The sequence below is a fragment of the Polaribacter marinaquae genome (genome assembly GCF_038019025.1).
Taxonomy (GTDB): Bacteria; Bacteroidota; Bacteroidia; order Flavobacteriales; family Flavobacteriaceae; genus Polaribacter; species Polaribacter marinaquae.
The window spans coordinates 822,530-836,338 of record NZ_CP150496.1 but is presented as its reverse complement, the minus strand read 5'-3'; the positions used below and the strand labels follow the sequence as shown (position 1 = coordinate 836,338).

The following is a 13,809-nucleotide window of genomic DNA, read 5'->3' as shown; positions in this document are numbered from 1 at the left end:
TGAGTGATTTTTCCGGAAGAATAATTGTAATTTTGTATCATGGAAAAAATGCTGAAACAACTCCCAAAATTAGCTAAAGAAGCAAAAAAAGAAAACGAAAAATATTTTGCGAGACTTAAGAAACGAACGCCAAAAAGATTAGATTATTTAATGCAAGAATTGCACGATAAAGAGTTTGAAAAAACAGACTGTTTAACTTGTGGAAACTGTTGCAAAACAACTAGCCCAATATTTACTGATGTTGATATAGAACGTATTGCGAAATATCTAAAAATGAAGGTTGCAGCATTTACATCGCAATATTTAGAGAGAGATGAAGACGATTTTATGGTTTTAAAATCTGCGCCTTGTACTTTTTTTGATGAAAGCGATAATACTTGTTTTATTTACAGTGTAAGGCCAAAAGCATGTGCAGAATATCCGCATACAAATCGTAAAAAGTTTATTGGCATAACAGACTTAACCATTGCTAATACAGCAATTTGTCCTGCTACCTATAATATTGTAGAAAACTTAAAAAAGCGTTTGCCTTTAGAAGGTAACAAGAAAATTAAAAGATCTTAAACTCTTTTACTAGTAAAATTTGCATAATTTAATTTCACTATTTTAGTAGAAAATAAATTTATGCAAACTATTTTTTCTTATTTCGAATCGATACCATCTTCTCATCGAAGTTTAATTCTTGTTTCTGGTATTACATTTTTTTGGCTTTTAGAAGGTGCAGTACCTTTATTTAATTTTAATTACAAAAAATGGAAACATGCGATACCAAACTTGTTTTTTACATTTACAACGATAATTATAAATTTTTCGTTGGCATTTTTATTGCTTAAAACTGCAGATTGGGTAGATGTAAATAATTTCGGACTTATTAATTGGTTGCCAGAAATGCCACTTTGGTTATATGTTACTTTAGGAATATTATTTTTAGATTTTTTTGGCGCTTATTTGGCTCATTTTGTAGAACACAAAGTTGCTGTTTTATGGATGGTTCATTTGGTACATCATTCCGATCATAATGTAGATACAACCACAGCAAATAGGCATCATCCAATAGAAAGTATTATTCGTTTTGCATTTACTTTATTAGGTGTTTTTGTTATTGGTACGCCAATAGCTATTGTATTTATGTATCAATCGATGTCTTTAATTTTTACTCAATTTACACACGCAAATATTAAAATGTCTTCAAAATTTGATACTTTTTTAAGTTATTTTATAGTTTCTCCTGATATGCATAAAGTACATCATCATTATAAATTGCCTTATACTGATTCTAATTATGGAAATATTTTTTCTATTTGGGATAGAATTTTTGGTACTTACATGAAATTTGATAGAGATAAAATTGTGTATGGTGTAGATACTTTTCCTGATGAAGTAAAAAATTCTTCGTTAAAAGAATTGTTAAAACAGCCTTTTCAAGGATATAGAAAACCAACAAATATTTAATTTTTTGCTGAAAAGCATTATATTTATCCAAAAAAATAAATGCTATGAAAAAAATTATTTTACCATTCACTTTTCTATTATTATTTACAAACAGCTTAAAAGCAGATCAATGGATGACATCTTTTGAAGATGCACAGAAAATTGCTGTAGCTACAAATAAATTTATATTAGTAGATTTTTGGGCTAGTTGGTGTGGCCCTTGTAAAAGAATGGATTCCGAATCTTGGAGTTCTACTGATGTTAAAGAATTAATGTCTAATTATATTCCTTTAAAAATAGATATTGATGTAGAAAAAAAATTAACATCTAAGTTTACCGTAAATTCTATCCCCAGAGTTTATATCATAGACCCAAATGGTGAAGTTGTTTTGCAAAGTAAAAGTTATATGCCTAAGATTGAAGTTATGAAGATCTTAAAAAAATATTCATACGGAACAAAAATTTTACAAAATGAATATTTAGATTTTATGAAATTAAAATCTGGAGATAATTCTTTAAAAATTGCTGAGAAATACTTTAATTATTCGGTGTATGTAAAAGACGATGTGAAAAGAGATTTTTTAAGTATTGCAAATAGGTATTTAAAAATATCGAATAAGTTATATCGATCAGAAGGTGATAAAAATAAAAATTCACAAAAGATAAATTTATATGCAGATGTGTATAGATATTTAATACAAGGTAATTATAATAAAACTTTAAAAAAGTTAAACAAAGATTTTAAAGAAAATGAAATTATAGAAACCAATAAAGGGCTTTATAATTTTTTATACTTTACTGCTTATAGTAAACTAAATGATCGAGAAAATGCCAAAATTTGGTATGATAAATTAAAAGAAAATGAGGGGTCAAAAGTTTTTCTTCTTATGTCTAGAAAAATATAAAAAAAAACTCGAAGAAAATCTTCGAGTTTTTTTTATTTATAAATTAAATATTTTTCTCGAATCAGTTTAAAATCATTCAAATCTTTTTGCCAAGTGTTTTTTATTTCATCAGCAGATAAACCTTTCTCTATTTGTTCTTGTAGTTTTTTTGTACCAGCTAATTTTGTGAAAAAATTATTAAAAAAATCTTTAGCAGTATTTTGCTTATAAGCACTAATCAAATAAGACAAATCAAGTTGATTTAAATTCTTAGAATCTCTTAAATCTTCGCCAAAACATAGCTTGTTCTTATGTTTAGGATATTTTGCTCCTTCATTTTCTTTCGGAGTAAAAGAAAAGCTATTCTTCGATAAAAAAGGAGAACCATAAATTTGAAACTGCATAGATGTTCCTCTTCCAGCAGATACATTTGTACCTTCAAAAAAACATAAACTAGGGTAAAGGTTTATGCTTTTACCGTTTGGTAAATTTGGCGAAGGTTTTATAGGTAAACTATATTGTGTTTGATGATTGTAGTTTAAAACTGGTATCACTTTTAAATCACATGCTATTCCGTTATTTAACCATTTTTCACCATTAATCATTTGTCCGTATTCGCCAATTGTCATTCCGTAAACCACAGGAACGTTATGCATACCAACAAAAGATTTATGGCTTGTTTCTAAAACAGGGCCATCAATATAATGAGCATTGGGGTTTGGTCTGTCTAATAACAAAACAGGAATATTGGCTTCTGCACAAGCTTCCATAACATAATGTAACGAAGAAATATACGTGTAAAAACGAGCGCCAACATCTTGTATATCAAAAACAACAATATCTATGTTTTTTAATTGCTTTAGAGTTGGTTTTTTATTTTTACCATAAAGAGATACAATTGGTAAATTTGTTTTGGTATCTAAACCGTCTTTTACAATTTCTCCAGCATCAGCTTTTCCTCTAAAACCGTGTTCTGGTGCAAAAACTTTTTTTACATTTATTGTATTATTGTTGTGAAGATAATCTACTAAATGATGTGTTATTTTTTTAGAACCCATTACATTTGGTGCAACTTCGGCTCTTTGTAAAACGTTTAAAACAGAAGTTTGATTTGCCACAATGGCTACGTTTTTTCCTTTTAAAATATTTAAATATAAATCGGTTCTTTCTGCACCTGTTTTAATTTCAGAAATAGTTTTGACATGGTTATTCTGATTAACTTTTGTTTTCTGAGCACAAGAAATCAGGTTAAAATTCAGTAAAAGAACTAAGAATAAATATGTACTTTTGAAAGGTTTAAAATCTGTCATCAATTTGAATTACGAGTTATATATAGCCAAACGCATTATTGCAGGTAAAAAGTATAAAAATAGCATTTCATCGCCAATAATAAAAATTGCAATTGCTGCAATTGCCTTAGGTATGATTATTATGCTAATTGCTGTAGCAACAGCCGCAGGTTTACAAACCAAAATTCGCGATAAAATGGCCGGTTTTAAGGGCCATGTTCAAATTGTAAATTATGATAATAACAATTCTGATGTCTCTACAACGCCTATAGATATTGAGCAAGATTTTTATCCGGAGTTTAAAAATATCGATGGCATTAAAAACGTGCAAGTTTATGCTAGTAAAGGCGGTCTTTTAAGAACAGAAACAGCTTTTGAAGGTGTTGTTTTTAAAGGAGTTTCTTCTGATTATGATTGGTCTATATTTAATGAGTATTTAGTTGAAGGTAGGTTGCCAGATTTTACGTTACCAAGAACAAAAGGTGTGTTATTATCGCAAACAATTGTAAATAGACTTCAATTAAAATTAAATGACACAATTTCTGCGTCATTTTTAAAATCTGTACAAAATAAACTTCCATCTAATAGAAAATACCAAGTTGTTGGTATTTACAATTCTGGTTTTATGCAGTTTGATGAAAATATGATGATTGGAGATATTAGAGAAGTTCAAAAATTAAATAAATGGACAGAGAACCAAGTTGGTGGTTTTGAAGTTGTTTTAAATAGTTTTGATGATATAGAAGCAAAAGGAGAAGAAATTTATAGCGAAGTAAGTTTAACACTCAATGCAAAAACGATTACAGATATTTACCCAACAGTATTCGATTGGATTAAATTATTTGACAATAATGTTTGGTTTATTATTGCAATAATGATTCTAATTGCAGGTATAAATATGATTACTGCTTTGCTTGTTTTAATATTAGAACGTGTGCAAATGATTGGTATTTTAAAAGCTTTAGGAAGTAGTAATTCAAGTATAAGAAAGATTTTTTTATACAACGCTTCTTATTTAATTTTAAAAGGTCTTTTCTGGGGGAATATTATAGGTTTATCAATTATTGGTGTACAACACTTTTTCAAACTAATTACATTAAATCCAGAAACATATTACGTTTCTGTAATGCCTGTACATATAAGTATTGGTGCAATTTTAGCATTAAATATTGGGACATTAATTTTATGTTTTTTAATGTTGATTATCCCTTCTTATATAATCACAAAAATTAACCCTTCAAAATCTATTAAGTTCGCTTAAAAATTAGGTTAAGGTTTCTTAAAATATGATTTAAGGCATAAAAATATTTTATCTTTGCATCAGAAATTTAAGACATGAAATACGCAAAGAATATATTAGAAACTATTGGTAATACACCATTGGTTCAATTAAACAGTGTTACAAAAGAAATAGATGCTTTAGTTTTAGCAAAAGTAGAAACTTTTAATCCGGGTAATTCTGTTAAAGATAGAATGGCTTTAAAGATGATTGAAGATGCAGAAGCAGATGGTCGTTTAAAACCGGGCGGAACAATTATTGAAGGTACATCTGGTAACACAGGTATGGGATTAGCTTTAGCAGCAATTATAAAAGGTTACAAATGTATTTTTGTAATTTCTGATAAACAATCTAAAGAGAAAATGGATATTTTACGTGCTGTTGGTGCAGAAGTAATTGTTTGTCCAACTAATGTAGAGCCAGAAGATCCAAGATCTTATTATTCGGTTTCCAAACGATTAGGAGCAGAAACACCAAATTCTTGGTATGTAAATCAATACGATAACCCAAGTAATGCAACAGCACATTACGAGCAAACTGGACCAGAAATTTGGGAACAAACAGCTGGTAAAATAACTCATTTTGTAGTTGGTGTTGGTACCGGAGGTACTATTTCGGGTACAGCTAAATATTTAAAAGAGAAAAATCCAAATATTAAAATTTGGGGAATAGACACTTACGGTTCTGTGTTTAAAAAATATCATGAAACGGGTATTTTTGATGAGAATGAAATTTATCCTTATATCACAGAAGGTATTGGTGAAGATATTTTGCCAAAAAATGTAGACTTCTCATTAATTGATGGTTTTACAAAAGTAACCGATAAAGATGCCGCAGTTTACACAAGAAAAATTGCAAAAGAAGAAGGTATTTTTGTTGGTAACTCTGCAGGTTCTGCTATTAAAGGTATGTTGCAATTAAAAGAACATTTTACTAAAGATGATGTTGTAGTTGTTCTGTTTCACGATCACGGTAGTAGATATGTTGGTAAAATGTTTAATGATGATTGGATGCGAGAAAGAGGTTTTTTAGAAGATGAAATTAAAACTGCAGCAGATTTAATTAAAAATCATTCTGATAAACCTTTAGTTACAGCACAAACAGAAGAATTAGTTTCCCATGCAATCGAAAGAATGCGAGATTATAAAATTTCTCAAATTCCTGTAAAAGATGTTAATGGTTTTGTTGGATCAATAGATGAATCTGTTTTATTACACAATTTTATTTCTGATAAAGATATTGCAGATAAACCTATTAAAGATATTATGGGTAAATCATATCCTATTGTTGAGAAATCTGCAAAATTAGAAGAGATTTCTAAATTGATAAATAAAGACAATCAAGCTGTATTAGTGGCTTTAGAAAATGGCAATCATCATATAATTACAAAGTATGATATTATAAGTGCTATTTAAAATTATAATATAAAATTACAAAAAGAGCTTTCTATTCAGAAAGCTCTTTTTTTTTGATGATTGTTTAAAAAAGAAATACATTAAACGTTTTTATTGAATATTTTTAGTTTAAAGTTCATTTTTATTGATAATTAATAAATGAAAATAGTTAATTGTAAAAATATTAACACATAGTTTTTTAAAGAATTATATATCTTTAGGCATTAACTAACTTAATTCAAAAAAATGAAAAACCTAAAAATTCTATTTATTCTTACTTTAATAGTTGCTTGTAAAGAGAATAAAAAAGAGGACATTAAAGCAGATAATATGTTGTCTAAAGCTAAAGAAATTCACAAAAAAGTAATGACTTTAGATACGCATGTAGATATTAATGTTGCTAATTTTACAGACTCTATCAATTATACTCAAAAATTAAAAAACCAAGTCAACTTGCCAAATATGGAAGAAGGTGGCTTAGATGTTGCATTTTTTATAGTGTACACAGGTCAAGGAGATTTAACGGAAGAAGGTTATGATAAAGCGTATAAAAATGCAATGAGTAAGTTTAACGCAATTCATAAATTAACAAAAGAAATCGCTCCAGAAAGAATTGGTTTGGCTGTAAATTCTAAAGAAGCTAGAGAAATTTATGCATCAGGAAAAAAAGTAGCTATGATTGGTGTAGAAAATGCTTATCCTTTGGGTACAGATGTTTCTAGAGTAAAAGAATTTTACGATTTGGGTGCAAGATATATGAGCCTTTCTCACAATGGACATAGCCAACTGTGTGATTCTAATACCGGAGAAAAAGATAATGTTTGGTTACATAACGGTGTTAGCGATCTAGGAAAAGAAGTTATTAAAGAAATGAACAAATGGGGAATTATGATTGATGTTTCTCATCCTTCAAAAAAATCTATGCAAGATATGATTGCTTTGTCTAAAGCGCCAATAATCGCCTCTCATTCTTCTGCAAGAGCATTATGTAATCATAGTAGAAATTTAGATGATGAACAATTACAATGGATGAAAGAGAACGGAGGAGTTGTACAAACTGTGGCTTTTAGTTCTTATGTAAATACAGAAAAAGATAAAGTTTATAAAGAAGAATTAAATAAAGTAATAAAAGAATTAGCTGCAGCACAAGGAGAAGAAATGATGACTTGGGCAGAAGCAAGAAAGTTAAGTCCAGAAAAAAGAGATGCTTTTATTGCTACTTACAGAAAATTATCTGCAGAAGCGAAAGAGAAAATGAAGTCTTCTGATGTTTCACCAGTTAATGTATCAGATTTTGTAGATCATATAGACTATTTAATAAGTAAAATAGGAATTGATCACGTCGGTATCAGTTCAGATTTTGACGGTGGAGGAGGAGTAGATGGTTGGAATGATGCGTCGGAAACTTTAAATGTAACTTTAGAGTTGGTAAAAAGAGGTTATACGGAAGCGCAAATTGCACAATTATGGAACGGGAATTTATTAAGAGTTTTAGATGAGGTTGAAAAAGTAGCAAAAGAAATTCAATCTAAAGAAACAATATAGTTACTTATATTATTAAAATTAAAAAACCATCTCAATTAAGAGATGGTTTTTTTTAACTAACTAATTCAAATAATTTACACAATGAAAACAGTTTACTACGTTGCTTTCATTTTTGTAATTGCAACTACTGTGCCAAACTTTAAATTAGTATTGAAAAATGTTAATAAAATATGATTTTTACATTTTCAGCAATAAAAAAACGATTCTTTTTAGGGAATCGTTTTAGTTTTTCGCTTATTATTGTGATATAAATAATTATTCGTTTAAAATTCAACTAAATTAATTAGCGTGTTTATGTGCTTTGTAAGAAGACCTTACCAATGCACCACTTTCTACAAACATAAAGCCCATTTCTAAACCTAAAGTTTCATACTTTTTAAACTGTTCTGGCGTAATAAATTCTTTAACAGGTAAATGTTTTTTTGTTGGTTGTAAATACTGTCCAATAGTAATGATGTCACAATTTACTTCACGTAAATCTTTCATTGTTTGTATTACTTCTTCTTCAGTTTCACCTAAACCAAGCATTAAACCTGTTTTAGTTCTCATTCCGTTTTCTTTTAAATACTTTAAAACACCTAAACTTCGATCATATTTAGCCTGAATTCTAACTTCCCTAGTTAACCTTCTAACGGTTTCCATATTATGAGATACAACTTCTGGTGCAACCTCTATAATTCGATCTATTTGTTTTGTATTTCCTTGAAAATCTGGAATTAAAGTTTCTAAAGTAGTTTTAGGATTTGCTCTTCTAATTGCATCTACAGTTTCTGCCCAAATAATAGAACCTCCATCCTTCAAATCATCTCTATCTACAGATGTAATTACTGCATGTTTGATGCTCATTATTTTTATAGAGCGAGCAACTTTTTCAGGTTCATCCCATTCTACTGTTTCTGGTCTTCCTGTTTTTACACCACAAAATCCGCAAGATCGTGTACAAATATTACCTAAAATCATAAAAGTTGCAGTTCCTTCTCCCCAACATTCTCCCATGTTTGGGCAGCTACCACTTGTACAAATTGTGTTTAATTTATATTTATCTACTAAACCTCTAAGTTCTGTGTATTTTTTACCAACAGGCAACTTTACTCGAAGCCATTTTGGTTTTTTTGGTCTTTCTGGTACTATTACAGATTCTATTGCCATTTCTATTGAATTTGAAATGCAAATTTACGAAGAAAAGATTTAAATACTTGTTAAAAACCAAATAGTAAAATTTAGTATTTAGTATTCTTTTTTGAAGTAAATCTAACAATATAAGAAAGAATTAAAATTGCAATTAGTGCAATAAATAATTTAAATTTTAAAGGAACTTTTTTTTCTATATACTGATTAATGTCAGTCTTTTGATTAAATTCAATGGAATTAAAAAACTTAGACTTATTAAAGTTATTTAAGCCATTTGCATCTCTATAGATAAAAATATATAAATTGTTATTTACGAAATACAGAATTATGTCTTGATAGTTAATATTTTTCTTATCAGAAAAACTTAACTTATATCCTTCAATGTTTTCATGAATTAATTTACTTTCTATTATTTCATTTGAACTAATTAATAAGTTTAAAATCTCTGCTAAATCCATATAAAAGGAATTTAATTCTTTCTTAGATGTAGGTAATTTTAAGTCTAATGAGTTATCCAAAAAAAATTTCTGGGCTATAAAATTTGTTTCATTAATTTTAGAGTACATTTGATATATTTTTTTTGATTCAATAATTGTATCAAACTCATAAACAGCATCTGGCATTTCAACCGATATAATTGAATCTAAATCATAAAAACCCCAATTTGTTACTTGAGAGTTTAAACATTGAAAATTGAAAAGTAAAAAAAGTAAAATCTTAAACTTCATTAAATACTTGTTAAAAACCAAATAGTAAAACCTATTAAAAAAGCAAAACCAATAAAACTTAAAATCTTTAAAATTAAACCTGGTCTGTGTTCTTTAGGTGTGTGGTTACTAGTTATTAATTTATAGTTTAAAATAGCATAAAAAGGAGCTGTTAAAAATGAAAGTATGGTAGCAATTTTAACTAATAAACCCATATTATCCATAAAAAAATGTAAAATCAAAAATGTACCTATAAATAAGAAGAGAATCCAAAACCAATAACCAAATTTAAACGGTTTATTAAATAAAAGTTTAGATGTTCTATCCATTGCTCTTGGTGATGCATCTAAAGTTGTTATGGTTGTGCTAAACATTGTTGTAAAAGCTGCTATAGCTATAAAAATGTAAGAAAAATCGCCGAGGTTTTTGGTGTATAATTCAATTAGTTGAGTTGCAAATACACCTCCTTTATCAGAGAAAGTTGTTCCGGATTTATACATAACCAAAGCACCTAATAGTACAAAACAAATACCTAAAAATAGCGCACTGATATAGCCAACATTAAAATCGAAAACAGCATCTTTTTTCTTAGTTTTTATGAAAGAAGTTTCATCTTTTTCTACAGACCAAATCGAATGCCAAATAGATACGTCTAAAGGTGCAGGCATCCATCCTAAAAAAGCAATTAAAAAGGTAAGTTCTACAGCGCCAGAAGGTATAATTTGTGTTACATCAAAAGCTTCTTTTGTGTTATAAAGAGCTACACAAACTGCAATAATTGTACTAAAAGTAAGAATTACTATAATGTATTTCATCACATTATCGAGTAATTTATACTTTCCAATAAGTAAGAAAATGATACTTAAAAACATTAAAAAAGTAGACCATAAAACCAAATTATCTGTAAAACCAAATAATTTAGAAGCTAAACCAGCGGTAACAATAGTTACCGCAGCTTGTATGGTAAACATGGTTGTAAAGTTTATAATATAATAAGTAACTAAAATACCTTTCCCTAATTTTTTATAACCATCTAAAAGTGTTTCTCCGGTTGCAGCAGCATATCTTGGTCCGAATTGAAAGAACGGATATTTAAAAATATGTACTAAAAAAAGTGCCCAAATTAACCCAAATCCAAATTCTGCACCAGCTCTTGTAGATTGTACTAAATGCGAAACGCCAATTGCAGCTCCTGCAAATAACAAACCTGGTCCAAGACTTTGTAAAAAAGTTTTTTTCACTTAAGATTTCTTAATAATTTCAGCTAAAAGTTTTTTTGCACGCAAAAGTTTAACTTTTACGTTATTCATTGGTTCGTTAATTTGTACAGAAATTTCTTTATAACTTAATTCTTGAAAATAACGTAATTGTATAACTTCTTGGTATTTAGGTTTTAATTGTTTTATGTCTCGTAAAAGATTTGCTAAGTTTTGTTCTCGAATGATTTTATCTTCCGGAGTCGGGTTTTCATCAACAACTAAATAAACCTTATCTTCTTGTTCTTTAGAAGTTTCTGTAATTATAGAACTATTTTTTTTACGAAGTAAATCGATGTGTATGTTTTTAGAAATAGTAATTAACCAAGTTTTAAAAACATAAGTTTCATCAAAAGATTTTATTTTATCAAAAGCTTTAGAAAACGTTTGTATTGCTATGTCCTCTGCATCGTTTTCGCTCTTTGTTCTTTTTAATAAAAAATTAAAAACATCAGACCAATACAGGTTCAGTAAAAAACTAAAAGCAGATTGATCTCCGTTTTTAGCTTTTAAAATATTTGCTTCTAATTTTTTAATATCTATTTCCAATGATTTGGTTTTGATAACAAGTTAGCAATAAATATACTAAATTGAAAGAATAATAAACCAATTTCTAAAAAAGGAAGAAAATAAATTAATTGTGGTTCATCTAATTTTTTTGCTGATAAACCAATTACTAAAAATTGAACAAAGTAATAGGAAAGCAATATTGATAAAATAAGAATCCAATTAGGAAATAAAATAAATAACAAGGTTGCTGTTACAAATAAAAAGACTTTAGATATATAAAAAAGACCTAATAAAAACTGATGTTTTTTCTTATAATAATTTGCAGTAGAAATATGTCTTCTTTTTTGTTGAAACCATTTTTTAAAATTTGTTGGAGCCAAAGATTCTGTAAAACTATCTTTAGTTGTACAAATTTTTGTATTTTTTTTATTTGCTGCATCTTGTATAAACAAGTCGTCATCACCAGAATTAATATGCATGTGTTTTATAAAGCCTTTTACATTAAAAAACTCAGATTTTGCATACGCTAAATTTCTACCAACTGCCATATAAGGCATTTTTAGTTTGGCATAACTAAAATATTGTATTGCTGTTAAAAGTGTCTCGAAACGAACAAATAAGTTTACAAGAGATTTTTCTTTTTTGTACTTACCATATCCAATTATAATAGTTTTTGTTTCACTAAAATTTTTAGACATTTCTGTTATCCAGTTTTTAGAAACCGGTTTACAATCTGCATCAATAAATAATAAATGCTCGTAATTTGCCGCTTTAATACCAAGGGTTAAAGCATATTTTTTGTTTCCCCAAAAAGCTTCAATGTTTTCAACTTCTATACATTTAATTCTTTCATCCTTTTTTTGAAAATCTTCCATTATTTCTGATGTAGCATCAGAAGATGCATCATTAATAAGTACAACCTCAAAATTAGAATATGTTTGTTCTAAAATTGATGGTAGAAATTTTTGAAGGTTTTTTGCTTCGTTTTTAGCACAAATTATAACAGAAACTGGTGTTTCTTTAGAAGTATTTGTTTGTTCTTTATCTTTAAAAAGAAAAGAAGTAAAAAATAAATAATATACAATTTGAAGTACTGCAAAAACTACAAAACTGTAGAATAGTACAGATATAATCATTTAAAGAATTAAATTAGTTATGTTGAGGCTCTGCACAATCTGCATATTGTTCTGGCGTTTTTCCGCAAAAGCCACAAGATTCACCAGATTTGTTTAACATTGGGTTTTGGCTTGCACAAGTACCTGCAAATTTACCGTCTTTTTTTGCCCAAATTTTAATTGCAATTCCTGCAACACCAAGTCCTAATAAAGCTAAAGTAATAAGTAATAGTTTCATAAATAATATTTCTAATGCAAAGATACGTATTCTAATTGTTACCTAAAAAATCACTTATACTTATTTTGTATCGTGACTTTTTAAATTATAAAGGGTCAAACATTTGTAACAAACTAAAACTATATAATGGATACAATTACAAATTCTTTACAAAATTTTTTTAACACAATTTCTTCTGGATTAGGAAATTGGGGTTTACAGTTAATTGGTGCAATAGCAGCTTTAATAATTGGACTATGGATTATTAGGATAATTATGAAAGGTGTGTCTAAAGCATTTGAAAAAACAAGTTTAGACGAAACTTTACAACCATTTCTATTAACAACAATTGGTTTTTTATTAAAATTATTATTAATTATTTCTATTGCAGGTATAGTAGGTTTACCAATGGCATCTTTTGCAGCGTTATTGGCAGGAGTTGGTTTAGCTATAGGTGCAGCATTTAATGGTTCTTTGGGGCATATTGCATCTGGTGTAATGCTACTTATTTTTAAGCCGTTTAAGGTTGGTGATTTAATTAAGACAAACGGTGCTTTTGGTTTTGTAAAAGAAATTTCTGTGTTTGTAACAGTTATAGAAACTTTTCAAAATGAAACAGAAATTATACCAAACTCTGCTATAACATCTAACAAAATAACTAATTTAACTAAAATTGGTAATTTACGTATCGATATGCCTTTTGCTATTAGATATGATGCTGATATTTCAAAAGCTAAAGAGATTGTTTTAGATATTTTAAATAAAGATAAAAACGTTTTACAAGAAGGTGCAAGCAAACCAAGAGTTGCTGTAAATAATTTAGGACAAAATAGTGTTGAGTTATTAGCATTGCCTTATGTAAATTGTGAAAATTATTGGGATGTTTATTGGGATACTAGACAAGCTGTAGTAGAAGCTTTAGGTAAAGCAGGTTTCGAAGCACCATTACCACAGAGAATAGTTACAATGACTAAATAAAAGATCTTTAGAGATTAAATAAAAAAGACTGCTTTGTAAAGCAGTCTTTTTTTGTATGTTTACTTATTAGAAA

At 28.2% G+C, this 13,809-nt stretch carries 14 protein-coding genes; 7 read left to right on the top strand and 7 right to left on the bottom strand.

Features of this window, described 5'->3' with window-relative positions:
- Positions 1-39: 39 nt before the first annotated feature.
- Genes WG950_RS03920 through WG950_RS03910 form a run of 3 tightly spaced genes read left to right on the top strand, consistent with a single transcriptional unit; the run spans position 40 to position 2,336 of the window.
- The gene (locus WG950_RS03920; protein WP_079738533.1) at positions 40-564 is read left to right on the top strand and encodes a YkgJ family cysteine cluster protein; all 525 of its coding nucleotides are present in this window, start codon (positions 40-42) and stop codon (positions 562-564) included.
- Between the two features lie 60 nt (positions 565-624).
- Entirely contained in the window at positions 625-1,452 is an 828-nt protein-coding gene (locus WG950_RS03915; RefSeq protein WP_340934240.1) for a sterol desaturase family protein, read from the top strand.
- Between the two features lie 44 nt (positions 1,453-1,496).
- Entirely contained in the window at positions 1,497-2,336 is an 840-nt protein-coding gene (locus tag WG950_RS03910; RefSeq protein WP_340934239.1) for a thioredoxin family protein, read from the top strand.
- Between the two features lie 32 nt (positions 2,337-2,368).
- Here the strand turns inward: WG950_RS03910 and WG950_RS03905 are convergent, their stop codons facing one another.
- A complete protein-coding gene (locus WG950_RS03905) occupies positions 2,369-3,625 on the bottom strand; it encodes a DUF1343 domain-containing protein (protein ID WP_340934238.1) in 1,257 nt (418 codons plus the stop codon).
- Positions 3,626-3,629: 4 nt separating this feature from the next.
- On the opposite strand from WG950_RS03905, the gene WG950_RS03900 reads away from it, so the two are divergent.
- The 3 genes from WG950_RS03900 (at position 3,630) to WG950_RS03890 (ending at position 7,822) form a co-directional block, all read left to right on the top strand.
- Positions 3,630-4,865 (top strand): ABC transporter permease, encoded by a 1,236-nt coding sequence (locus WG950_RS03900; protein WP_340935228.1) that lies wholly within the window; start codon positions 3,630-3,632, stop codon positions 4,863-4,865.
- A 74-nt stretch (positions 4,866-4,939) separates the two neighbouring features.
- The gene (locus WG950_RS03895; protein WP_340934237.1) at positions 4,940-6,298 is read left to right on the top strand and encodes a pyridoxal-phosphate dependent enzyme; all 1,359 of its coding nucleotides are present in this window, start codon (positions 4,940-4,942) and stop codon (positions 6,296-6,298) included.
- A 225-nt stretch (positions 6,299-6,523) separates the two neighbouring features.
- Positions 6,524-7,822: a dipeptidase gene (locus WG950_RS03890; protein ID WP_340934236.1), complete on the top strand. Its 1,299-nt coding sequence runs from the start codon at positions 6,524-6,526 to the stop codon at positions 7,820-7,822.
- Between the two features lie 279 nt (positions 7,823-8,101).
- Here the strand turns inward: WG950_RS03890 and lipA are convergent, their stop codons facing one another.
- The 6 genes from lipA to WG950_RS03860 form a co-directional block, all read right to left on the bottom strand.
- Entirely contained in the window at positions 8,102-8,971 is an 870-nt protein-coding gene (lipA, locus tag WG950_RS03885) for a lipoyl synthase (RefSeq protein WP_079738544.1), read from the bottom strand.
- A gap of 71 nt (positions 8,972-9,042) precedes the next feature.
- Entirely contained in the window at positions 9,043-9,681 is a 639-nt protein-coding gene (locus WG950_RS03880; protein ID WP_340934235.1) for a hypothetical protein, read from the bottom strand.
- A complete protein-coding gene (locus WG950_RS03875; RefSeq protein ID WP_340934233.1) occupies positions 9,681-10,901 on the bottom strand; it encodes an Nramp family divalent metal transporter in 1,221 nt (406 codons plus the stop codon). The genes WG950_RS03880 and WG950_RS03875 overlap by 1 nt, the downstream gene beginning before the upstream one ends.
- Positions 10,902-11,465 carry an RNA polymerase sigma factor gene (locus WG950_RS03870; protein ID WP_340934232.1) on the bottom strand — a complete coding sequence of 188 codons (564 nt, stop codon included), beginning with the start codon at positions 11,463-11,465 and terminating at the stop codon, positions 10,902-10,904.
- Positions 11,456-12,562 carry a glycosyltransferase gene (locus WG950_RS03865; protein ID WP_340934230.1) on the bottom strand — a complete coding sequence of 369 codons (1,107 nt, stop codon included), beginning with the start codon at positions 12,560-12,562 and terminating at the stop codon, positions 11,456-11,458. Before WG950_RS03865 ends, WG950_RS03870 begins: the two co-directional genes overlap by 10 nt.
- Before the next feature lie 13 nt (positions 12,563-12,575).
- Positions 12,576-12,779 carry a membrane or secreted protein gene (locus tag WG950_RS03860; RefSeq protein ID WP_077808957.1) on the bottom strand — a complete coding sequence of 68 codons (204 nt, stop codon included), beginning with the start codon at positions 12,777-12,779 and terminating at the stop codon, positions 12,576-12,578.
- Between the two features lie 126 nt (positions 12,780-12,905).
- Here WG950_RS03860 and WG950_RS03855 point away from each other — a divergent pair, with 126 nt between their 5' ends.
- On the top strand, positions 12,906-13,736 hold the full coding sequence (locus tag WG950_RS03855; protein WP_340934229.1) for a mechanosensitive ion channel family protein: 831 nt from the start codon (positions 12,906-12,908) through the stop codon (positions 13,734-13,736).
- Positions 13,737-13,809: the final 73 nt, after the last annotated feature.

Excerpts from the sequence above, each read along its gene's own strand:
- WG950_RS03920 (WP_079738533.1), top strand. The coding sequence starts at position 40 with ATGGAAAAAATGCTGAAACAACTCCCAAAATTAGCTAAAGAAGCAAAA.
- WG950_RS03915 (WP_340934240.1), top strand. The coding sequence starts at position 625 with ATGCAAACTATTTTTTCTTATTTCGAATCGATACCATCTTCTCATCGA.
- WG950_RS03910 (WP_340934239.1), top strand. The coding sequence starts at position 1,497 with ATGAAAAAAATTATTTTACCATTCACTTTTCTATTATTATTTACAAAC.
- WG950_RS03905 (WP_340934238.1), bottom strand. The coding sequence starts at position 3,625 with ATGACAGATTTTAAACCTTTCAAAAGTACATATTTATTCTTAGTTCTT.
- WG950_RS03895 (WP_340934237.1), top strand. The coding sequence starts at position 4,940 with ATGAAATACGCAAAGAATATATTAGAAACTATTGGTAATACACCATTG.
- WG950_RS03890 (WP_340934236.1), top strand. The coding sequence starts at position 6,524 with ATGAAAAACCTAAAAATTCTATTTATTCTTACTTTAATAGTTGCTTGT.
- lipA (WP_079738544.1), bottom strand. The coding sequence starts at position 8,971 with ATGGCAATAGAATCTGTAATAGTACCAGAAAGACCAAAAAAACCAAAA.
- WG950_RS03880 (WP_340934235.1), bottom strand. The coding sequence starts at position 9,681 with ATGAAGTTTAAGATTTTACTTTTTTTACTTTTCAATTTTCAATGTTTA.
- WG950_RS03865 (WP_340934230.1), bottom strand. The coding sequence starts at position 12,562 with ATGATTATATCTGTACTATTCTACAGTTTTGTAGTTTTTGCAGTACTT.
- WG950_RS03860 (WP_077808957.1), bottom strand. The coding sequence starts at position 12,779 with ATGAAACTATTACTTATTACTTTAGCTTTATTAGGACTTGGTGTTGCA.
- WG950_RS03855 (WP_340934229.1), top strand. The coding sequence starts at position 12,906 with ATGGATACAATTACAAATTCTTTACAAAATTTTTTTAACACAATTTCT.